Source organism: Delftia sp. CH05 (assembly GCF_009827015.1).
Classification (GTDB): Bacteria; Pseudomonadota; Gammaproteobacteria; order Burkholderiales; family Burkholderiaceae_C; genus Comamonas; species Comamonas tsuruhatensis.
On sequence record NZ_WUMG01000033.1, the window covers coordinates 22,775 to 40,465 of the forward strand.

Sequence of the window (17,691 nt, forward strand, 5' to 3'; positions counted from 1 at the left end):
TGGGCTGATCGATGGCGATCTGTCGCCAATGTGTCCCGGACTGCGGCGAAGTCGCATGCGCGATAGTTTCTAAGGCATTCCCCGAAGGGAAATTGTCATTCAGGCGTTAGTCTGGCGCCAATACAGATATCCGAATCAACCGGAAAAAGGAGACAGAAAAATGAAGTGGATCGTGCATTCGGTGGCCGCCTCGGCCATGCTGGCCTGTGCCTCGGGCGCCTGGGCGCAAAAGGGCGAGACGGTGAAGATCGGCTGGATCGACCCGCTGTCGGGCCTGATGGCCGCCGTGGGCACGAACCAGCTCAAGACCTTCCAGCTGATGGCCGAGGAGTTCAACAAGAAAAATGCCTCGGGCGTGAAGTTCGAGATCATCCCGCTGGACAACAAGCTCAGCCCGCAGGAGACCACGGCCGTGCTGCGCTCGGCCATGGACCAGGGCGCACGCTACGTGGTGCAGGGCAACGGCTCGGGCCCGGCCCTGGCCATCATGGATGCGCTGGAAAAGCACAACGCGCGCAACAAGGGCAAGGAAGTCGTCTACCTGAACTATGCGGCCGTGGACCCGGACCTGACCAACAGCAAGTGCAGCTACTGGCACTTCCGCCTGGATGCGGACACCTCCATGAAGATGGAAGCGCTGACGACCTATATGAAGGACGTGCCGGAGGTCAAGAAGGTCTACCTGATCAACCAGAACTACTCGCACGGCCAGCAGGTCTCCAAGTACGCCAAGGAAATGCTCAAGGCCAAGCGGCCCGACGTGCAGGTGGTGGGCGATGACTTCGCGCCGCTGGCCCAGGTGCGCGACTTCGCACCCTACATCGCCAAGATCAAGCAATCGGGCGCCGATACGGTGATCACGGGCAACTGGGGCTCGGACCTGTCGCTGCTGCTCAAGGCGGCCAATGACGCGGGCCTGAACAACGTCAAGTTCTACACCTACTACGCCTTCGGCTCGGGCTCGCCCACGGCCATGGGCGCGGCGTCCGACGGCAAGGTCTACACCGTGGGCTACGGCCACTACAACATGGGGGGGGCCATCCAGCCGCTGATGGCCGAGTTCAAGAAGAAGATGAACGACGACCTCACGCAAAGCTCGATCTACCACGTGTTCGCGCTGCTGGATGCGGCCTTTGCCAAGACCGGCGGCACCGACCCCGTCAAGGTGGCAGCCGCGCTGGAGGGCATGAAGCTCAAGAGCTTCAACGGCGAAGTGGAGATGCGCAAGACCGACCACCAGCTGCAGCAGGGCCTGTACATCACGCGCTGGGAAAAGGCCGGCGGCAAGAACCCCTATGACGCCGAGAACACGGGCTACACCTTCGCCCCGGTGAAGTACTACGAGCCCTACGTGGCCAGCACGCCCACGTCCTGCCAGATGAAGCGCCCGTCCTGAGACCGGCACGCACCGCCTCCTGTCCCCAACGCACCGAAACCAAGGCCTTTCGATGACGCTTGAGTTCTTCACCATATCGCTGCTCAACGGCGTGAGCTATGGACTGCTGCTGTTCATGCTCAGCTCGGGGCTGACGCTGATCTTCAGCATGATGGGCGTGCTCAACTTCGCCCACACCAGCTTCTACATGCTGGGCGCGTACTTCGGATACACGCTCAGCGGCATCATCGGCTTCTGGGGCGCGCTGTTCGTCGCGCCCCTGCTGGTGGGCGTGCTGGGCGCCATGTTCGAGCGCTACAGCCTGCGCCGCGTGCACAAGTACGGCCATGTGCCAGAACTGCTCGTGACCTTCGGCCTGTCCTACCTCATCCTCGAGGTGGTGCAGCTGGTCTGGGGCCGGGGCACCGTGCCCTACGGCCTGCCGCCCGCGCTGCAGGGCCCGCTGTTCACGCTGTACGGCACGCAGTTCCCGCGCTCGCGCTCCTTCGTGATGCTGGTGGCAATGCTGATGCTGGTGGCCGTCTGGCTGCTGCTGACGCGCACGCGCATCGGCCTGGTCATCCAGGCCGCGCTCAAGAACCCCGAGATGGTGGAGGCGCTGGGCCACAACGTGCCGCGCGTGTTCATGATGGTGTTCGGCGGCGGCTGCGCGCTGGCGGGGCTGGCCGGCGTGATCGGCGGCAACACGTATGTGACCGAGCCGGCCATGGCCATGTCGGTCGGCTCCATCATCTTCGTGGTGGTGGTGGTCGGCGGCATGGGCTCGCTGGCGGGGGCCTTCGTGGCCTCGCTGCTGATCGGCGTCGTGCAGACCTTTGCCGTGGCCATCGACTGGTCGCTGGCCAGCCTGCTGACCTCGCTGGGCAGCCCGGTCGGCGAGCAGACCTTCGGCTGGCCGCTGCTCAAGCTCACCATTTCCCAGGTCGCGCCCATCCTGCCCTACCTGTTCCTGGTGCTGATCCTCATCTTCCGGCCCAAGGGCCTCCTGGGCACGCGGGGAGATTGACACCATGTCCTCGATCACCAAAACGACCATGACATCCACTGCCGCAAAAGGCGCTTCGGGCGCTTCAGGGGCTGCGGGCGCGGGGCGCCACTACAGCTTCCAGCCGCTCAACATCGGCCGCATCCTGATCTGGGGCGCCTTCGCCCTGGCGCTGATCGTCGCGCCGCTGGTGTTCACCAGCAGCCTGGCGCTGACCATGCTCAGCCAGATCGGCTATCTCATCATCATCTGCCTGTCCTACAACATCCTGCTGGGGCAGGGCGGCATGCTGAGCTTCGGCCATGCGGTCTACACGGGGCTGGGCTCGTTCATCGCCATCCATGCGATGAACCGGGCCAGCTCCGGCGACTGGGGCATTCCGCTGGTGCTGATTCCCGTCATCGGCGGCCTGGGCGGCATGTTCTTCGCGGCCCTGCTGGGCTATGTGACCACCAAGAAGTCGGGCACCACCTTCGCCATGATCACCATGGGCATCGGCGAGCTGGTGGCGTCCATGGCGCTGATGTTCCCCGAGTTCTTCGGGGGCGAGGGCGGCATCACCACCGACCGCGTCTATGGCAAGCCCTTCTTCGGGCTGACCTTCGGCTCGGGCATGGAGGTGTACTACCTGATCGCCGCCTACTGCTTCGTCTGCACGGCCGCCATGTTCGCCTTCACGGGCACGCCGCTGGGGCGCATGCTCAACGCCGTGCGCGACAACCCCGAGCGCGTGGAGTTCGTGGGCTACAACACGCAGCGCGTGCGCTACTTCTCCTTCATCATCGCGGGCTTCTTCGCGGGCGTGGGCGGGGGACTTGCGGCCATCAACTTCGAGATCATCACGGCCATGGACAGCGTGAGCGTCATGCGCTCGGGCTCGTACCTGCTGTTCACCTTCCTGGGCGGCGCCACCTTCTTCTTCGGGCCCATCATCGGCGCCGTGCTGCTGGTGCTGGCCTCGGTGCTGCTGTCGGAGCTGACCAAGGCCTGGCTGCTGTACCTGGGTCTGGTGTTCCTGCTGATGGTCATGTATGCGCCCGGTGGCGTTGCCAGCCTGATCATGATGAACCTGCGCGTGGCGCGGTTCGGCAAATGGCGCCGGCTGGCCCAGCCCTACCTGGCCATCGCCGCCAGCGCCCTGGTCATGATCGTGGGCGGCGCCGCCATCGTCGAGATGATCTACCACCTGCAGCTCAACGCGGCCCTGGGTTCCCAGGTCTCGTTCATGGGCGTGCAGCTCGATACCAGCTCGGCCTCCACCTGGACTCTGGCCGTTGCCGTCTTCGTCGTGGGCCTGGGCCTGCTGGAAGTGGCCCGGCGCTGGTGCCTGCGGCGCTGGGAGCGTATCCAGGAAGAGATCGAAGAAGCCATCAAGCGCGGGGAGGGCTGAACCATGTCCAGCATTGCAATCGAACGACCAGGCACTGCCGCCGCTGCCGCGACCGGCGAGGCCACCTACGCGCTGGAGCTGCGCGACCTGTACAAGCGCTTCGGCAAGGCCGAGATCATCCGCGGCGCCCAACTGGCCGTGAAGCCCGGCGAGCGCGTGGCCATCATCGGCCCCAACGGCGCGGGCAAGAGCACGCTGTTCAACCTGATCAGCGGCCGCTTCGAGCCCACCAGCGGCCAGGTGCTGCTCAACGGCCAGCGCATCGACGGCAAGAAGCCCTATGAAATCAACCGCATGGGGCTGTCGCGCAGTTTCCAGATCACCAACATCTTTCCCAAGCTCAGCGTGTTCGAGAACCTGCGCTGCAGCGTGCTGTGGAGCCTGGGCTACCGCTACAGCTGCTGGCGCTTCCTGTCCAAGCTGCGCGATGCCAACGCCCGCGCCGATGAGCTGATGGAGATGATCGGCCTGCACAGAAAGCGCGATACGCTGGCGGTGAACCTCACCTATGCCGAACAGCGCGCGCTGGAGATCGGCATCACCATCGGCGGCGGCGCCGGCGTCATCCTGCTGGACGAACCCACGGCCGGCATGAGCAACAGCGAAACGGCCCACTTCATCCAGCTGATCAAGAAGGTCACCGAAGGCAAGACGCTGCTGACCGTAGAGCACGACATGGGCGTGGTCTTCGGCCTGGCCGACAAGATCGCCGTCGTGGTCTACGGCGAAGTCATCGCCTACGACACGCCCGAGGCCGTGCGTGCCAATCCACGCGTGCAGGAGGCCTATCTGGGCTCGTCCGTGGCGGATCAACAAGCTGGTGCACATTGAGGGAGCGCGGATGCTGAACATCAACAACCTGCATGCCTACTACGGCAAAAGCCATGTGCTGCATGGCGTGGAATTTTCCGTACAGCCCGGCGAGATCGTCGCGCTGCTGGGGCGCAATGGCTCGGGCCGCTCCACCACGGCCAAGGCCATCATGGGACTGGTGCACTGGGAGGGCGCGCTGGAGTGGAAGGGCCAGAGCCTGACTGGCAGAAAGGCCTACGAGATCGCTCACCTGGGCCTGGGCTACGTGCCCGAGAGCCGCGACGTGTTCCCCAATCTCACCGTGCACCAGAACCTGCTGCTGGGACAGAAGGGAAAGGGCCGGGACAGCCGCTGGGGCTTCGACGACATGTACGCCATGTTCCCGCGCCTGAAGGAGCGCCAGCACACCGAGGCCGGCGTGATGTCGGGCGGCGAGCAGCAGATGCTGACCTTGTGCCGCACGCTGATGGGCGACCCGGACCTGATCATCATCGACGAGCCCACCGAGGGCCTGGCTCCCAAGATCGTCGAGCTGGTGGGCGAGTACCTGCAAAAGATCAAGCAGCGCGGCGTGTCCGTGCTGCTGATCGAGCAAAAGCTCACCATTGCCATGAGCATCTCGGACCGGGCCCTGGTCATGGGTCATGGGCGCATCGTCTTCGACGGCACGCCCGACGGGCTGCGCGCCGACCAGAAGGTGCGCAAGGAGTGGCTGGAGGTCTGATGCCGTACAAGGCTGGGCCTGCTGCCCGGCAGGCGGCCCGGGCCACGGCGCTTGTCCCGCTTGGGACAAACCGCAGTGGCGCCGGCCCGCGTTTTTTTTACAATCAAAATCGCACGATCGTTCTTTTTCTATCGCATAGGGGACAACAGCATGACTGCTGAATACAAAGTGGACGGTGCCATCGCCGTCATCACCTTGAACAATCCGCCGGTCAACGGCCTGGGACTATCCACGCGGCGGGGCATCGTCGAGGGGCTGGACAAGGCGTACGCCGACCCGGCCGTCAAGGCCATCGTCATCACGGGCGCCGGCAAGGCCTTCTCGGGCGGTGCCGATATCAACGAGTTCGGCAAGGAAGAGGCGTATCGCGAGCCGCGCCTGGTCTCGCTGATCAACTCCCTGGACCAGGGCAGCAAGCCCGTGGTGGCCGCCATCCATACCGTCTGCATGGGCGGCGGGCTGGAGCTGGCGCTGGGCTGCAACTACCGCGTGGCCGCTCCCGGCACCCTGGTGGCCCTGCCTGAAGTCAAGCTGGGCCTGCTGCCCGGTGCAGGCGGCACGCAGCGCCTGCCGCGCGTGCTGGGCGTGGAGACCGCGCTGAACATGATCGTCAGCGGCGAACCCGTCAAGAGCGAGCTGCTGGCCTCCATCCCCGGCCAGAAGCTGTTCGACAAGATGGCCGCCTCGCCCGAGTCCCTGCTGGACGAGGCCAAGGCCTTTGCGCTGGAAGTGGCCGACAAGCACGCGGCGGGTGGTCCGCTGCCGCGCGTGCGCGACCTGCCTTGCAAGCATCCTCAGGGCGACGCCTACTTCCAGTTCGCACGCAACATGGTCAAGGGCATGGCCAAGAACTACCCGGCCCCGGCCCGCTGCGTGGACACGGTGGAGAACGCCGCGCGCAAGAAGTTCGACGAAGGCATGGCCCTGGAGCGCGAAGCCTTCATGCAACTGATGTGGTCGCCCGAGTCGCGCGCGCTGCGCCACCTGTTCATGGCCGAGCGCGCGGCCTCCAAGATCGCCGACGTGCCCTCGGACACGCCAGTGCGCGAGATCAAGACCGTGGGCGTCATCGGTGCCGGCACCATGGGCGGCGGCATCTCCATGAACTTCCTGAACGCGGGCATCCCCGTGACCATTCTGGAGACCAAGCAGGAAGCGCTGGACCGTGGCGTGGCCACCATCCGCAAGAACTACGAAGCCCAGGTCAAGAAGGGCAAGCTCACCCAGGAAAAGTACGACCAGCGCATGGCCCTGCTGAGCACCACGCTGTCGTATGACGCGCTCAAGAACGCTGACCTCATCATCGAGGCGGTGTTCGAGGAACTGGGCGTCAAGGAAACCGTGTTCAAGCAACTGGACGAAGTGGCCAAGCCCGGCGCCATCCTGGCCTCCAACACCTCCACGCTGGATGTGGACAAGATCGCCGCCTTCACCAAGCGCCCGCAGGACGTGGTGGGCATGCACTTCTTCAGCCCCGCCAACGTGATGAAGCTGCTGGAAGTGGTGCGCGGCAAGCACACCGCCAAGGACGTGCTGGCCACCGTGATGAAGCTGGCCAAGAAGATCAAGAAGACCGCCGTGGTCTCGGGCGTGTGCGACGGCTTCATCGGCAACCGCATGATCGAGCAGTACTCGCGCCAGGCCGGATTCCTGCTGGACGAAGGCGCCACGCCCGCCCAGGTGGACAAGGCCATCGAGAAGTTTGGCTTCGCCATGGGCCCGTTCCGCATGGGCGACCTGGCCGGCAACGACATCGGCTGGGCCATCCGCAAGCGCCGCGCCGTCGAGCGCGCCGACATGAAGTACAGCCGCACGGCCGACAAGCTGTGCGAGCTGGGCCGCTTCGGCCAGAAGACCGGTGCGGGCTGGTACGACTACCAGGCGGGCAAGCGCGACGCCATCCCGTCCGAGCTGGTCAACCAGATGATCGAGTCGCATCGCAAGGAGCTGGGCATCACCCCGCGCAAGATCTCCGATGAGGAAATCGTCCAGCGCCTGGTCTTCGCCCTGGTCAACGAAGGCGCCCACATCCTGGAAGACGGCATCGCCGGCAAGTCGGGCGATATCGACATGGTCTACCTGACCGGCTACGGCTTTCCCATCTGGCTCGGCGGCCCCATGCACTACGCGGGCGAGGTCGGGCTGTTCAACGTGGTCCAGGCCATGAACCGCTTCGCCAGGAACCCCAACGACGATGCCCAGTTCTGGCAGCCCGCGCCGCTGCTGGCGAAGCTGGCGGCCGAAGGCAAGCAATTCAGCTGAGACGTGCGGCGCACGAACTTTTTGCGAACCACCGCAAACCCGCCATACAAGGAATATCCATGACATCCGCCGTGATCGTTTCCACCGCCCGCACCCCCCTGGCCAAGAGCTGGAAGGGTGCCTTCAACATGACCCATGGCGCCACGCTGGGCGGCCATGCCGTGCAGCACGCCGTGCAGCGCGCAGGCGTTGACCCCGCCGCCGTCGATGACGTGATCATGGGCTGCGCCAACCCCGAAGGCGCCACCGGCATGAACATCGCGCGCCAGATCGCGCTCAAGGCCGGCCTGCCCATCACCGCATCGGGCATGACCATCAACCGCTTCTGCTCCTCGGGCCTGCAGACCATTGCCACCGCATCGCAGCGCATCATCGCGGGCGAGGGCGATGTCTACGTGGCCGGCGGCGTGGAGTCCATCTCCTGCGTGCAGCAGGAAATGAACCTGCACATGATCCAGGACCTGGCCCTGGCCAAGCAAAAGCCCGAGATCTACTGGAGCATGCTGCAGACCGCCGAACAGGTCGCCAAGCGCTACGGCATCGGGCGTGACGCCATGGACGAATACGGCGCCGCCAGCCAGCAAAAGGCCTGCGCGGCCCAGGCCGCCGGCCTGCTGGATGCCGAGATCGCCCCCATCACCGTGACCATGGGCGTGGCCGACAAGGTGCGCGGCCTGATCACCAAGGAAGTGACCTGCAGCAAGGACGAGGGCGTGCGCGAGGGCACGACCAAGGAAGGCATCTCGGGCATCCGCCCCGCGCTGCCCGGCGGTGTGATCTCGGCCGGCAATGCCAGCCAGTTCTCCGACGGCGCAGGCGCCTGCGTGGTGGTGAGCGAGGACTATGCATCGCGCAACAACCTCAAGCCCATCGGCCGCTTCCTGGGCTTTGCCGTCGCCGGCTGCGAGCCTGACGAAATGGGCATCGGCCCCGTCTTCGCGGTGCCCAAGGTGCTCAAGAAGCTGGGCCTGACGGTGCAGGACATCGACCTGTGGGAGCTCAATGAAGCCTTTGCCGTGCAGGTGCTGTACTGCCGGGACAAGCTGGGCATCCCCAACGATCGCCTCAATGTGAACGGCGGCGCCATTGCCCTGGGCCATCCCTATGGCGTGTCGGGCCAGCGCCTGACCGGCCATGCCCTGATCGAAGGCAAGCGCCGCGGTGCCAAGCGTGTCTGCGTGACCATGTGCATCGGCGGCGGCATGGGTGCCGCCGGCGTGTTCGAAGTGCTGTAAGTACAGGTGGCGGCTGCGGCCGCCACCGCCTGTTCCCGTTACTCCTGTTGGCCGCACGCGCTCCCTCTGGCGGCGCCTGCGGCTTCTTTTTTGATTCCGGACCCCACCATGCGCCTGCGTTCCACCATCGATTTCCTGCTCTATGAATGGCTGCGCGCCGATGCGCTGGGCGAGCGCGAGCGCTTTGCCGACCATTCGCGCGACACCTTCGATGCCGTGCTCGACACCTGCGAGCGCATCGCCCGCGAGAAATACGCCCCCTTCAACCGCACCGTGGACACGCAGGAGCCGCAGTTCGATGGCGAGAAAGTCATCCTGCCCCGGTGCACCCACGATGCGCGCCAGGCCTATGCCGACTCGGGCATGCTCAGCGCCTCCCAGGACTACGACATCGGCGGCATGCAGCTGCCCTATACGGTGGAGGCGGCCGCCAACAGCTTCTTCGCGGCGGCCTCCATCAGCATCGGCTCCAACATGCTGACCTCGGGCAATGCCAACGCCATCATGGCCCACGGCACGGACATGCAAAAACAGGTCTTCGCCGCCAACGAATTCAACGGCCGCTGGGCCGGCACCATGTGCCTGTCCGAGCCCCAGGCCGGTTCCTCGCTGAGCGATATCGCCACCCGCGCCGAGCCCGATGGCGCCGACTTCGAGAGCGATGCGCTGGGCCCGCGCTACCGCCTCAAGGGCAACAAGATGTGGATCAGCGCGGGCGACCATGAGCTGACCGAGAACATCGTTCACCTCGTGCTGGCCAAGATCCCGGGGCCGGACGGCAAGCCCGTGCCCGGCGTCAAGGGCATCTCGCTGTTCATCGTGCCCAAGAAGCTCGTGGACACCGAAGGCCAACTCACCGGCGAGCGCAACGACGTGGCCCTGGCCGGCCTCAACCACAAGCTGGGTTGGCGCGGCACCACCAACACGCTGCTGAACTTCGGGGAAGGGCGCTTTCCCGTGCGCGGCGGCGCCGGGGCCGTGGGCTACCTGGTCGGCAAGCCCGGCGAGGGCCTCAAATGCATGTTCCACATGATGAACGAGGCCCGCATCTCCATCGGCATGGCCGCCACCATGCTGGGCATGGCGGGCTACCACGCCAGCCTGGACTACGCGCAGAACCGCCCGCAGGGCCGGCCGATCAAGGGGGCGCCGGGTGCAGCCGGCAAGGATGCCACGCGGCCCCAGTCGCGCATCATCGAGCACGCCGACGTCAAGCGCATGCTGCTGGCGCAGAAGTCCTATTGCGAAGGCGCGCTGGCGCTGAACCTGTTCTGCGCGCGCCTGGTCGATGAGCAGCACACCGGCACGCCCGAATCCGTGGCCGAGGCCCGGCTGCTGCTGGAAGTGCTGACCCCCATCTCCAAGAGCTGGCCCAGCGAGTTCTGCCTGGAGGCCAACTCCCTGGCCATCCAGATCCACGGCGGCTACGGCTATACGCGCGACTTCCCCGTGGAGCAATACTGGCGCGACAACCGCCTGAACATGATCCACGAAGGCACGCACGGCATCCAGGCCATGGACCTGCTGGGCCGCAAGGTGCTCATGGAAGGCGGCAAGGGCCTGCAGCTGCTGGCCACGCGCATCAACGACACCATCCAGCGCGCCATGGCCCGGCCCGAACTGGCCGGCCATGCCAATGAACTGGCCAAGGCGCTGCAGGAAGTCGGCGCCACCACCAAGGCCGCATGGGCCACCGACGACCCGCAACAGGCCCTGGCCAATGCCGTGCCCTACATGCAGGCCTTCGGCCACACGGTACTGGCCTGGACCTGGCTGGACGTGTCCCTGGCCGTGCTGGACAAAGACCCGGGCCTGACCGCCCCCGCCAACGCTGGCCGCATGGCCGCCATGCGCTACTTCTTCGGCTACGAACTGCCGAAGATCGGCGCCTGGCTCAAAGTCGTGCGTGAGCGCGACATGACTTGCGCGCAGATGAGTGAAGAGGCGTTCTGAGGGAGTTGGCAGCACGGCTGCCGGAGGATGCAAAAAAAGCGCGGACCATGTGGTCTGCGCTTTTTTTATTTCAGGGATTTTCAAGGTTGCCGGAGAGCCTGGCCTGCTCTTTGACCCATTCCCTGGTTTTTCCGCGAACGCACCACTCGGGGTTTTTGACCCAGTCCGTGAAATATATGGTGGGGTGCCCTTCCAGGATATTACAGCGTGTATAGCCAAGTTTGGGCATTGCATAGTATTGCAAGGGAGCTATGAGGGCAAGGCAAGAAGCCATGATTATTAATCCTGCCAGCATGGCTGCGTTAAAGCTGCGTTCAGTTACCTTTAAAATTGATGTTTTGCATGGTATTGCCTTGGATAATGAAGAAATTAGACCAACTGCCAATATTACGGGAAAATATGCTACGACTGGTGCTCCGGGTGTTATTCTTATTGATGCTGATAGTTCAATGAGATCTTTGATATCATTAAATATTGCATGCTTAATGTACCAAATGCAGAGAATAAAAATGAAAACATTTAATGGAATGCCCCATATCAAGGTTTTCCTTATTTTTTTTGCGTCCAACATTTTCTTAATTAGTTTTTACGATTTGTGCGGCACATAAATTCATTTTTGAAAATTTCTGTGGAACAGTTGTTAAATTTATACTCTATCTGCTGATAAGTTTTCTGATTATCAAAATTGAGTTTGTCGATATTTATCCGATATATGCCTTGAGGTATGCTGCTGGTGGAAATGTGCAGCATATGGATCACACGTTGTTTGATTTTTAAATCATCGTCTATTTGATTCAAGATGATTCCTGTGACAAGTACGGCCACTGCCACAGCAGCCAAAGGAAGAATTGCAAGGGACGTTGCCGTTGCAAGCTTTATTCCCAAGCCAAGGCCCACCATCGTCGCCAATCCCGCCTTGACCGCCTCCACTCCAATTCCCCCCACCAGATCATGCATGGTCTTCTCATCATTGAAGATGAAGTCCAGTGTCTCTATGCCGGTGCCCACCACCAGGCTCAGGAGAAACCCGCCCTTGGCCACATTCTGCAGACCGCGAATACCCAGGCCCATCTGGACCATGCGTGGATTGGCGGCAAGGAATCGCGTACCTTGCAGCAACTGGCGGCGAAGTCCCGCGTAGCCCGTGATGATGATATAGGTGCCTGTGGCGGTTGTCTTGATATAGGAGCGGGCACCGGCCAGGCCCAATGCAATCAGCGTTTTGGTGATCAGGTACGCGTCGCTGACCATCAGGGAGGCGGGAGCGACCCAGGGTTTGCCTGCATTCGGGCTGGCGGTGTGTGTCCAGTATCGCCCAAGCGCACTGTGGGCCAGCATGGCATGCAGCGTGGCCGCCAGGCGAGGATTGTTACGCGCCTTGTCGCTCAGTATGTCTGCGTATTCCTGTGGCGTGAGCACAATGGCATCGATCTGTTTTTGCTCCATTTGGCGAGCAAGCATGTCGGCATAGCCGATCTGATAGAAGGTGGCAGCAATGGAGGCTGGCATGGTGTATGGAGACGCTGGCTCAGAAGCGGAATCGAGGTTTCCAGCCAATGCGCCTTGATCAATAAAGGCAATTTGACGGAAATGAGTGGTTGCAAGCATGAGAATAATCCGCTGTCAGTGCCCAAGCGGGTTTCTGATGTTTGCTGTGCGAAGAGTCCTCATTTGATTTCATGGCCTGCACGAGGTCAATCAAAGAAGTCGCCCGCAGATCATTTTCAGAATTATCCTTAGGACAATTCCTAAAATCAGGTTTGAAATGCCAGGTGAATAGAGATGCTACCAATAAGCGTTGGGTCCCAGGCAGCGCCATTCGCCATGGGTGGTATTCACGGGGCACAAGCGCAGGCTGCCCGGCTCGGCCACGGGCATTTGCGGATGAAGGATGCGGGGAGAGGTGGTCCGTACCGCCGCTGCGCTTGCGGGCAGGCTGTTGGACCGGGGTATGGGCTACGGTCTCACCGTGCTGAATGCTTGCAGACGAGGACTCAGGGACCGGGTGTCAGCGCATCGGAAGCCGTGCAGGCGCTGAAGGCCGCCTGCCGGAGGGTGCATGCCTCAAAGATCCAGTCCGAGATAACGCGTGCCCGGCACGGGATTGAAGCTCACCGGCTCTGCATCCACAAAACCCAGGGACTCATACAGCCGCTGCGCGGCCTGGAACTCGGGCAGCACATCCAGGCAGATGCGGGTGTAGCCTGCGTGGCGCGCAGCGTCCAGGATGCCTTCCACCAGTCGCCGCCCCAGGTTCTCGCCGCGTACCGTGGGGCGCACGTAGACACGCTTCATTTCGCCTGTCTGCGCATCCACTTGGCGCAGGGCGGCGCAGCCCACGGGCTGGCCGTCTTTCCAGGCCAGCAGCACGCAGCCTTCGGGTGCGGCGTACTTGCCGGGCAGGGCGGCGAACTCGGTCTCGAAGTCCTGGAAGTCCAGGCTCACGGTGGGACTGGTCACGTACTCCCGGAAGATGCGGACCACGGCGTCGAGGTCTTCGGGGAAGTGGGCGGGGCGGATATCGGTCATGTAAAGGCGTGTGCATGGCCCTGATGAAGGGCCCTGTCGTGCAAACAAAAAAGGGGCCAAGAGTAGGCAGGGATTTGGTTCGATCAGGCTTTGAGCGGCAGCTCCTTCTCTCTATCGTTGCTCGCACTTGCGCTTTTCCTGGGAAGCCTGCATGCCCGCATCCAAGCACTTGCTTCTCTCCACATGGTTCAGGACCAGCGGACCCAGCCAAACCGCCAATGCTGTCAGCGCCAAGGGCAGCACCACCAGCACCCACAGCATCCACTTCGCCTCACGCCGGAAATGCCCGGAGATTCCTGCGTTGGGCGATGCGGGATCTTTCATGGCGATGGCACCGCCTCAACTGCACAAGCGCAGATTGGTGCGCGCAGCCTTGAGCATGGGCAGCACCACATCGGCATCGGTGGGTGGATAGGCCTCGCGCAGTTCCTGATCCGTCTTGCCGGCTTCCTCGGCCAGCGGGGCCAGGGTCTGGCGGCAGGCGGCTGCGTCGCCCGAGCGAAGCTGCGCCAGCGCCAGGTCGTTGCGCAGCCAGCCCTTGGTAACGCCGGTCAGCACCTCATCGCAGTCCTGCAGCACCGGCGCCAGCGTGGTCAGCGCCAGGCGGTAGTCCTTGGCGTCGTACGCGCGCTTGAAGTTTCTGCGCGATGCGGCAATGGCCTTGTCCGTGCAGCCGGGTGTGGGCCGAAGGTAATCGCCGCCAAACCAGGCCCGCATGCCGCAGAAGTCCCGGCATGCATCGCCGGTGGCCGTGTCGACCCCGACGCGCTGGCCTGCAGGCGTGAAGTCCACGGCGCAGGCCGAATTCGCCATCCTGGCCCGGCCGTTGGTGATGGTGCCTTCCAGCTCACAGGTATGGCCGTTGGCTCCCACGGTCTGGATGTGGAACTTGCCGCCAGCCTGCACCACCAGATCGCCGCCCCCGCCTTTGCGGACATAGGTGCCCGGTGATGGTGTGGTTTGCTGTGCACTGGCTACGCCGATGTGGCAGGCAAGAACCAAGGACGGCAGGCGTAGCAGGTGGACAGCGAGTTTCATGGGCAGGGGCTTGGGAGTTGCGGTGTAGATGGCCAGCGCCGGAATTGCAGCGAGTGTATCGATGAAGACCATTGGTCTTGGCAACGCCGTTTGTCTGGTGTCCGTGTGGTGCGGCGCACAGTTACATTGCTCCTCCATAAAGCCTTGGTCATTCATGGAAACCACAAAGCACATCAATCCAGACCACTATTTGGAAACCGAACAAGGTCGCCTGTTCACCCCGGAACGCAGTGCTGCCGCATGGGAGTTGGCGTACCGGGACTTGGACAAAGCACTGTCTGCCGGCTCGCCCGCGACCAAGCTCTATGTGGTGGTGGGGGTGCAAGCTGCAGGCAAGAGCAGCTGGATTCAACAGAACGCCGCAGCTTTGGGTGGTGATGCGGTGTTCTTTGATGCCGCCCTTCCGAAGACGGTGCATCGTGAGCGTGCCATTCAGATCGCCAGATCACATGGCGTGCCCGTAGTCTGTATTTGGCTCAAAGCCGATTTGCAGACGTCCTTGCAGAGAAACGCGCAGCGGCGGGCCGATCACCAAGTGCCGGAGCAGGCCATTCGCAGCGTGTTTGCCATGTTCGAGCCGCCGAGTGAGCAGGAAGGGTTCGCGGTAGTCCATATCGACGACACCGAGCCGGCCCCCGGGAGCTCCATCCAGCCCATGGGGCCGCGCCAGTTCCCGTCCCTTCAGGATCTCGACCAGCAGGTGATTGTGGGCTGGCGAGCTTGCGAGATGGCGTTGGCCGTAGGCGGCCGCTGGGATATGGATGAATCAGGTCGGCAGCACTGGGTACCTGGCGAAGCAGTCTGGAGTCATCCGCAGGTGCCCTATCTCCAGTTCATCGAGATTTGGCTCCAACTGATGGAAGGACGTGTCTGGTCAATGCTTTCCCGTATCGACGATGGCAGCGGGTTTCACGGCCTGTACCTTGTGACTCCAGAGGCGTCTGAGTCGGGTCCCGGCGTGCCTGCATCCATTGGTTACCGTGACCGACTGCTGGCTGAGTTGCCCTTGGGCCTTGTGCGGATAAAAGACATGCGCCGGGATGCAGATGGCTTTGTCGTGGAGATGTGCATGCACATCGGCCAGAAAGTGGTTCGGTTCCTGTCAGGGGAGGTCTATGAGCGGGGTCAGGGCCTGTTTGAAGTCATAGAGCTTGATGAATCGATACTCGTCCAGATAGAAAGCTAGATGCAGCGAGGCATTGGGCAGCAATCGCTGATGTGCCTTTTGCCGTCGGTATGTCCTGATGTGGAAAGCGCGCAGAGACAGGCTCCTCACAACGCCAGATGCAAAGCCTCCCCCGTCCCCTGCGCAGGCACGGCGCAGCAGATCAGGGCCTCGCCTGCTGGCACGGCGAAGGAGGGTGGCGAGGCATAGGTCACCCCGCCCTGCAGCACACGCGTGCGGCAGTCGCCGCAGCTGCCGCCCCGGCAGCCGAAGGCGGGCTCCAGCCCCCGGGCCTCGGCCACTTCGAGCAGGCTGCCGTCGCCGGGCTTCCAGCGCGCTTCCTTGGCCGAGTCGGCAAAGATGATGCGGACAGGCTGTGTGGCGGGTGCCGGCAGTTCGGCGGCGGGTGCTGCGCCTGCCATGGAGCGCTTCAGGGCCGAGGGACCGAAGGCTTCTGCGTGGATGCGCTCGTCGGGCACGTTGCGTTCGCGCAGGCCGTCATAGGTGGCCTGCATGAAGGCGTCCGGGCCGCAGAGGTAGAAGTCGTAGTCGTCCCAGGGCAGGGTGGCTTTCAGCAGGGCCATGTCGATGTGGCCCTCATGGTCGTAGTCGCGGCCGGCCTTTGCCGTGCCGGGCTGGCTGAGCGTTCGCACCCAGTGCACCTCGGCATTGCCGGCCTTCACCAGTTCGGCAATCTCCGTGTCAAAGGCCCGTTCGCTGCGCGTGCGAGCCGCCTGGAACAGCCAGGTGGGCCGCAGGCTGCGGGTGCGCCGGCCTTCGTGGACGATGTGGCGCAGCATGGCCAGCAAGGGCGTGATGCCTATGCCCGCGGCCAGCAGCACGGCGGGGCGGCGCAGGGCCGCATCGGCGGTGAAGCTTCCAGCGGGCGGGCGGGCCTCGACCAGATCGCCGGGCTTCAGGCCATGCAGATGGCTGGATGCGCGGCCTTGCCTCTTGACGCTGATGCGCAAGCGCCCGTCCGAAGGCGCCAGCGACAGCGTATAGGTGCGCTGCAGATGGCTGCCGTCCGCCAGCGTGAGGCGCAGCGGCAGGTGCTGGCCGGCCAGGGGAGCCACCGTGGCCATGCCATCGGCCGGCTCCAGGTAGAGCGAGCGGATGGTGGAACTCTCATCCACGGCCTGCGCCACCCGGAACGGTCGCCACTGCCGCCCCAGCCGGGCGGCGGCCAGGCGCTGGCTGGCATCGGCCCAGCTTCCGGTCATCTGCAGGTGGGGCGACCAGCCGTCGGCCGCCATGCTCCAGCGCAGCGGCAGGGCGTCGGGCCGGCGCACGATGCGGCGGGGCTTGAAGGTCCACAGGCGCTCGGCGCCCTCGAAGGCGGCGATTTCCGGGGAGTCGAGGATGACGCTGGCCTCGCCCGTCATCTGCAGCATTTCCCCGGTTTCGGAGTCGATGAACAGCAGGCCCGCCTTGGGATTGACCAGGAAGTTGCCCAGGGTCATGAAGAACAGGTTGCCCGAGAAGTCGGGGATGGTCAGCGTTCCATCGGCGTCGATCCGCACAAAGCCCGGCTTGCCGCCACGGTGGGAGACATCGACCTGGCGCAGGCCATCCTCCCCATCAACGTAGGACGCCACGTAGAACGTATCCGCCTGCGTAATCAGGGCCTGTGCGCGCGGGTCCAGCGATGCCAGTTCGACCGCCGGCACCTGCGTAGGCTCCCCGGCAGGCCGGACAAACCGGACGCTGCGGTTCTGGATATAGCGCGGGCAGTTGCCGAAGCTCTGGACTACGCCGATGTCGAAGGCGCCCGCCCCATCAACGCCCGCCTTGCGCCGCACCGTGCCGTTGAGCCGGTTTCGCCGGCGCGTCATGGGGTCCATGCCCAGCAGGCCCACGGCATGGCCGTCGCCCAGGCCCGGCTCGGCCGGGTCGGCCGCATCGCGGCCCGCCGCCACATGCAGGGTCGATGGATCGGGAGAGTGCAGGAAGCCCGGCTCGCCGGCCCGTACCGTGGCCCAGGCATCGTCTTGCGCATCCACGCTGCCCAGCACCACGAAATGCAGCAGAGGATAGAACTCGCGGTGCTGGTCCAGCAGGAAGGGGCGCAGGAACTTGCGGCCCGGCATGTCCATGCGGCCCACGACGCCAACGCTGTGCTGGATTGCCAGTTCGCCCGCATGCCAGGGCGAGGCGGGGTTTTGCAGGGGTTGCGGGTGCATGGTGCGCTCCTTTGCCGG

The 17,691-nt window shown here is 63.8% G+C and carries 15 protein-coding genes; 10 read left to right on the forward strand and 5 right to left on the reverse strand.

Annotated elements, in window-relative coordinates:
• The first annotated feature begins 160 nt into the window (after positions 1-160).
• From GRX31_RS21430 to GRX31_RS30620, 9 genes are all read left to right on the forward strand, one after another.
• Complete coding sequence (locus GRX31_RS21430; RefSeq protein ID WP_043790376.1) at positions 161-1,396, forward strand: branched-chain amino acid ABC transporter substrate-binding protein; 1,236 nt, start codon at positions 161-163, stop codon at positions 1,394-1,396.
• A 52-nt stretch (positions 1,397-1,448) separates the two neighbouring features.
• Positions 1,449-2,402: a branched-chain amino acid ABC transporter permease gene (locus GRX31_RS21435; protein ID WP_016452908.1), complete on the forward strand. Its 954-nt coding sequence runs from the start codon at positions 1,449-1,451 to the stop codon at positions 2,400-2,402.
• A gap of 4 nt (positions 2,403-2,406) precedes the next feature.
• Positions 2,407-3,771, forward strand: a complete 1,365-nt coding sequence (locus tag GRX31_RS21440; protein ID WP_160854690.1) for a branched-chain amino acid ABC transporter permease — start codon at positions 2,407-2,409, stop codon at positions 3,769-3,771.
• A gap of 3 nt (positions 3,772-3,774) precedes the next feature.
• Complete coding sequence (locus GRX31_RS21445; RefSeq protein ID WP_013802770.1) at positions 3,775-4,602, forward strand: ABC transporter ATP-binding protein; 828 nt, start codon at positions 3,775-3,777, stop codon at positions 4,600-4,602.
• A gap of 10 nt (positions 4,603-4,612) precedes the next feature.
• Positions 4,613-5,308: an ABC transporter ATP-binding protein gene (locus tag GRX31_RS21450; RefSeq protein WP_016446753.1), complete on the forward strand. Its 696-nt coding sequence runs from the start codon at positions 4,613-4,615 to the stop codon at positions 5,306-5,308.
• 150 nt (positions 5,309-5,458) lie between these two features.
• Positions 5,459-7,570, forward strand: coding sequence for a 3-hydroxyacyl-CoA dehydrogenase NAD-binding domain-containing protein (locus GRX31_RS21455; RefSeq protein WP_160854692.1), 2,112 nt, complete (start codon positions 5,459-5,461; stop codon positions 7,568-7,570).
• Between the two features lie 59 nt (positions 7,571-7,629).
• Positions 7,630-8,805, forward strand: coding sequence for an acetyl-CoA C-acyltransferase (locus GRX31_RS21460; protein ID WP_016446755.1), 1,176 nt, complete (start codon positions 7,630-7,632; stop codon positions 8,803-8,805).
• 108 nt (positions 8,806-8,913) lie between these two features.
• Positions 8,914-10,758, forward strand: coding sequence for an acyl-CoA dehydrogenase (locus tag GRX31_RS21465; RefSeq protein WP_016452906.1), 1,845 nt, complete (start codon positions 8,914-8,916; stop codon positions 10,756-10,758).
• A 272-nt stretch (positions 10,759-11,030) separates the two neighbouring features.
• Positions 11,031-11,366 carry a hypothetical protein gene (locus GRX31_RS30620; RefSeq protein ID WP_202396668.1) on the forward strand — a complete coding sequence of 112 codons (336 nt, stop codon included), beginning with the start codon at positions 11,031-11,033 and terminating at the stop codon, positions 11,364-11,366.
• Here GRX31_RS30620 and GRX31_RS21475 read toward each other — a convergent pair.
• From GRX31_RS21475 to GRX31_RS21490, 4 genes are all read right to left on the reverse strand, one after another.
• A complete protein-coding gene (locus GRX31_RS21475) occupies positions 11,338-12,267 on the reverse strand; it encodes a hypothetical protein (RefSeq protein ID WP_160854732.1) in 930 nt (309 codons plus the stop codon). The genes GRX31_RS30620 and GRX31_RS21475 overlap by 29 nt on opposite strands.
• A 555-nt stretch (positions 12,268-12,822) precedes the next feature.
• Complete coding sequence (locus tag GRX31_RS21480; RefSeq protein ID WP_160854694.1) at positions 12,823-13,287, reverse strand: GNAT family N-acetyltransferase; 465 nt, start codon at positions 13,285-13,287, stop codon at positions 12,823-12,825.
• A 111-nt stretch (positions 13,288-13,398) separates the two neighbouring features.
• Complete coding sequence (locus GRX31_RS21485) at positions 13,399-13,611, reverse strand: hypothetical protein (RefSeq protein WP_026062350.1); 213 nt, start codon at positions 13,609-13,611, stop codon at positions 13,399-13,401.
• A gap of 15 nt (positions 13,612-13,626) precedes the next feature.
• On the reverse strand, positions 13,627-14,325 hold the full coding sequence (locus GRX31_RS21490) for a hypothetical protein (protein WP_160854696.1): 699 nt from the start codon (positions 14,323-14,325) through the stop codon (positions 13,627-13,629).
• A 154-nt stretch (positions 14,326-14,479) separates the two neighbouring features.
• Between GRX31_RS21490 and GRX31_RS21495 the strand changes: the two genes are divergently transcribed.
• Positions 14,480-15,511: an AAA family ATPase gene (locus GRX31_RS21495; RefSeq protein ID WP_160854698.1), complete on the forward strand. Its 1,032-nt coding sequence runs from the start codon at positions 14,480-14,482 to the stop codon at positions 15,509-15,511.
• An 86-nt stretch (positions 15,512-15,597) separates the two neighbouring features.
• Here GRX31_RS21495 and GRX31_RS21500 read toward each other — a convergent pair whose 3' ends face one another.
• Positions 15,598-17,673: an FAD-binding oxidoreductase gene (locus GRX31_RS21500; RefSeq protein WP_160854700.1), complete on the reverse strand. Its 2,076-nt coding sequence runs from the start codon at positions 17,671-17,673 to the stop codon at positions 15,598-15,600.
• Positions 17,674-17,691 lie beyond the last annotated feature (18 nt).

Bases quoted from the DNA above. Each gene is read 5' to 3' on its own strand.
- GRX31_RS21430 (WP_043790376.1), top strand. From the start codon at position 161: ATGAAGTGGATCGTGCATTCGGTGGCCGCCTCGGCCATGCTGGCCTGT.
- GRX31_RS21435 (WP_016452908.1), top strand. From the start codon at position 1,449: ATGACGCTTGAGTTCTTCACCATATCGCTGCTCAACGGCGTGAGCTAT.
- GRX31_RS21440 (WP_160854690.1), top strand. From the start codon at position 2,407: ATGTCCTCGATCACCAAAACGACCATGACATCCACTGCCGCAAAAGGC.
- GRX31_RS21445 (WP_013802770.1), top strand. From the start codon at position 3,775: ATGTCCAGCATTGCAATCGAACGACCAGGCACTGCCGCCGCTGCCGCG.
- GRX31_RS21450 (WP_016446753.1), top strand. From the start codon at position 4,613: ATGCTGAACATCAACAACCTGCATGCCTACTACGGCAAAAGCCATGTG.
- GRX31_RS21455 (WP_160854692.1), top strand. From the start codon at position 5,459: ATGACTGCTGAATACAAAGTGGACGGTGCCATCGCCGTCATCACCTTG.
- GRX31_RS21460 (WP_016446755.1), top strand. From the start codon at position 7,630: ATGACATCCGCCGTGATCGTTTCCACCGCCCGCACCCCCCTGGCCAAG.
- GRX31_RS21465 (WP_016452906.1), top strand. From the start codon at position 8,914: ATGCGCCTGCGTTCCACCATCGATTTCCTGCTCTATGAATGGCTGCGC.
- GRX31_RS30620 (WP_202396668.1), top strand. From the start codon at position 11,031: ATGATTATTAATCCTGCCAGCATGGCTGCGTTAAAGCTGCGTTCAGTT.
- GRX31_RS21475 (WP_160854732.1), bottom strand. From the start codon at position 12,267: ATGCCAGCCTCCATTGCTGCCACCTTCTATCAGATCGGCTATGCCGAC.
- GRX31_RS21480 (WP_160854694.1), bottom strand. From the start codon at position 13,287: ATGACCGATATCCGCCCCGCCCACTTCCCCGAAGACCTCGACGCCGTG.
- GRX31_RS21485 (WP_026062350.1), bottom strand. From the start codon at position 13,611: ATGAAAGATCCCGCATCGCCCAACGCAGGAATCTCCGGGCATTTCCGG.
- GRX31_RS21490 (WP_160854696.1), bottom strand. From the start codon at position 14,325: ATGAAACTCGCTGTCCACCTGCTACGCCTGCCGTCCTTGGTTCTTGCC.
- GRX31_RS21495 (WP_160854698.1), top strand. From the start codon at position 14,480: ATGGAAACCACAAAGCACATCAATCCAGACCACTATTTGGAAACCGAA.
- GRX31_RS21500 (WP_160854700.1), bottom strand. From the start codon at position 17,673: ATGCACCCGCAACCCCTGCAAAACCCCGCCTCGCCCTGGCATGCGGGC.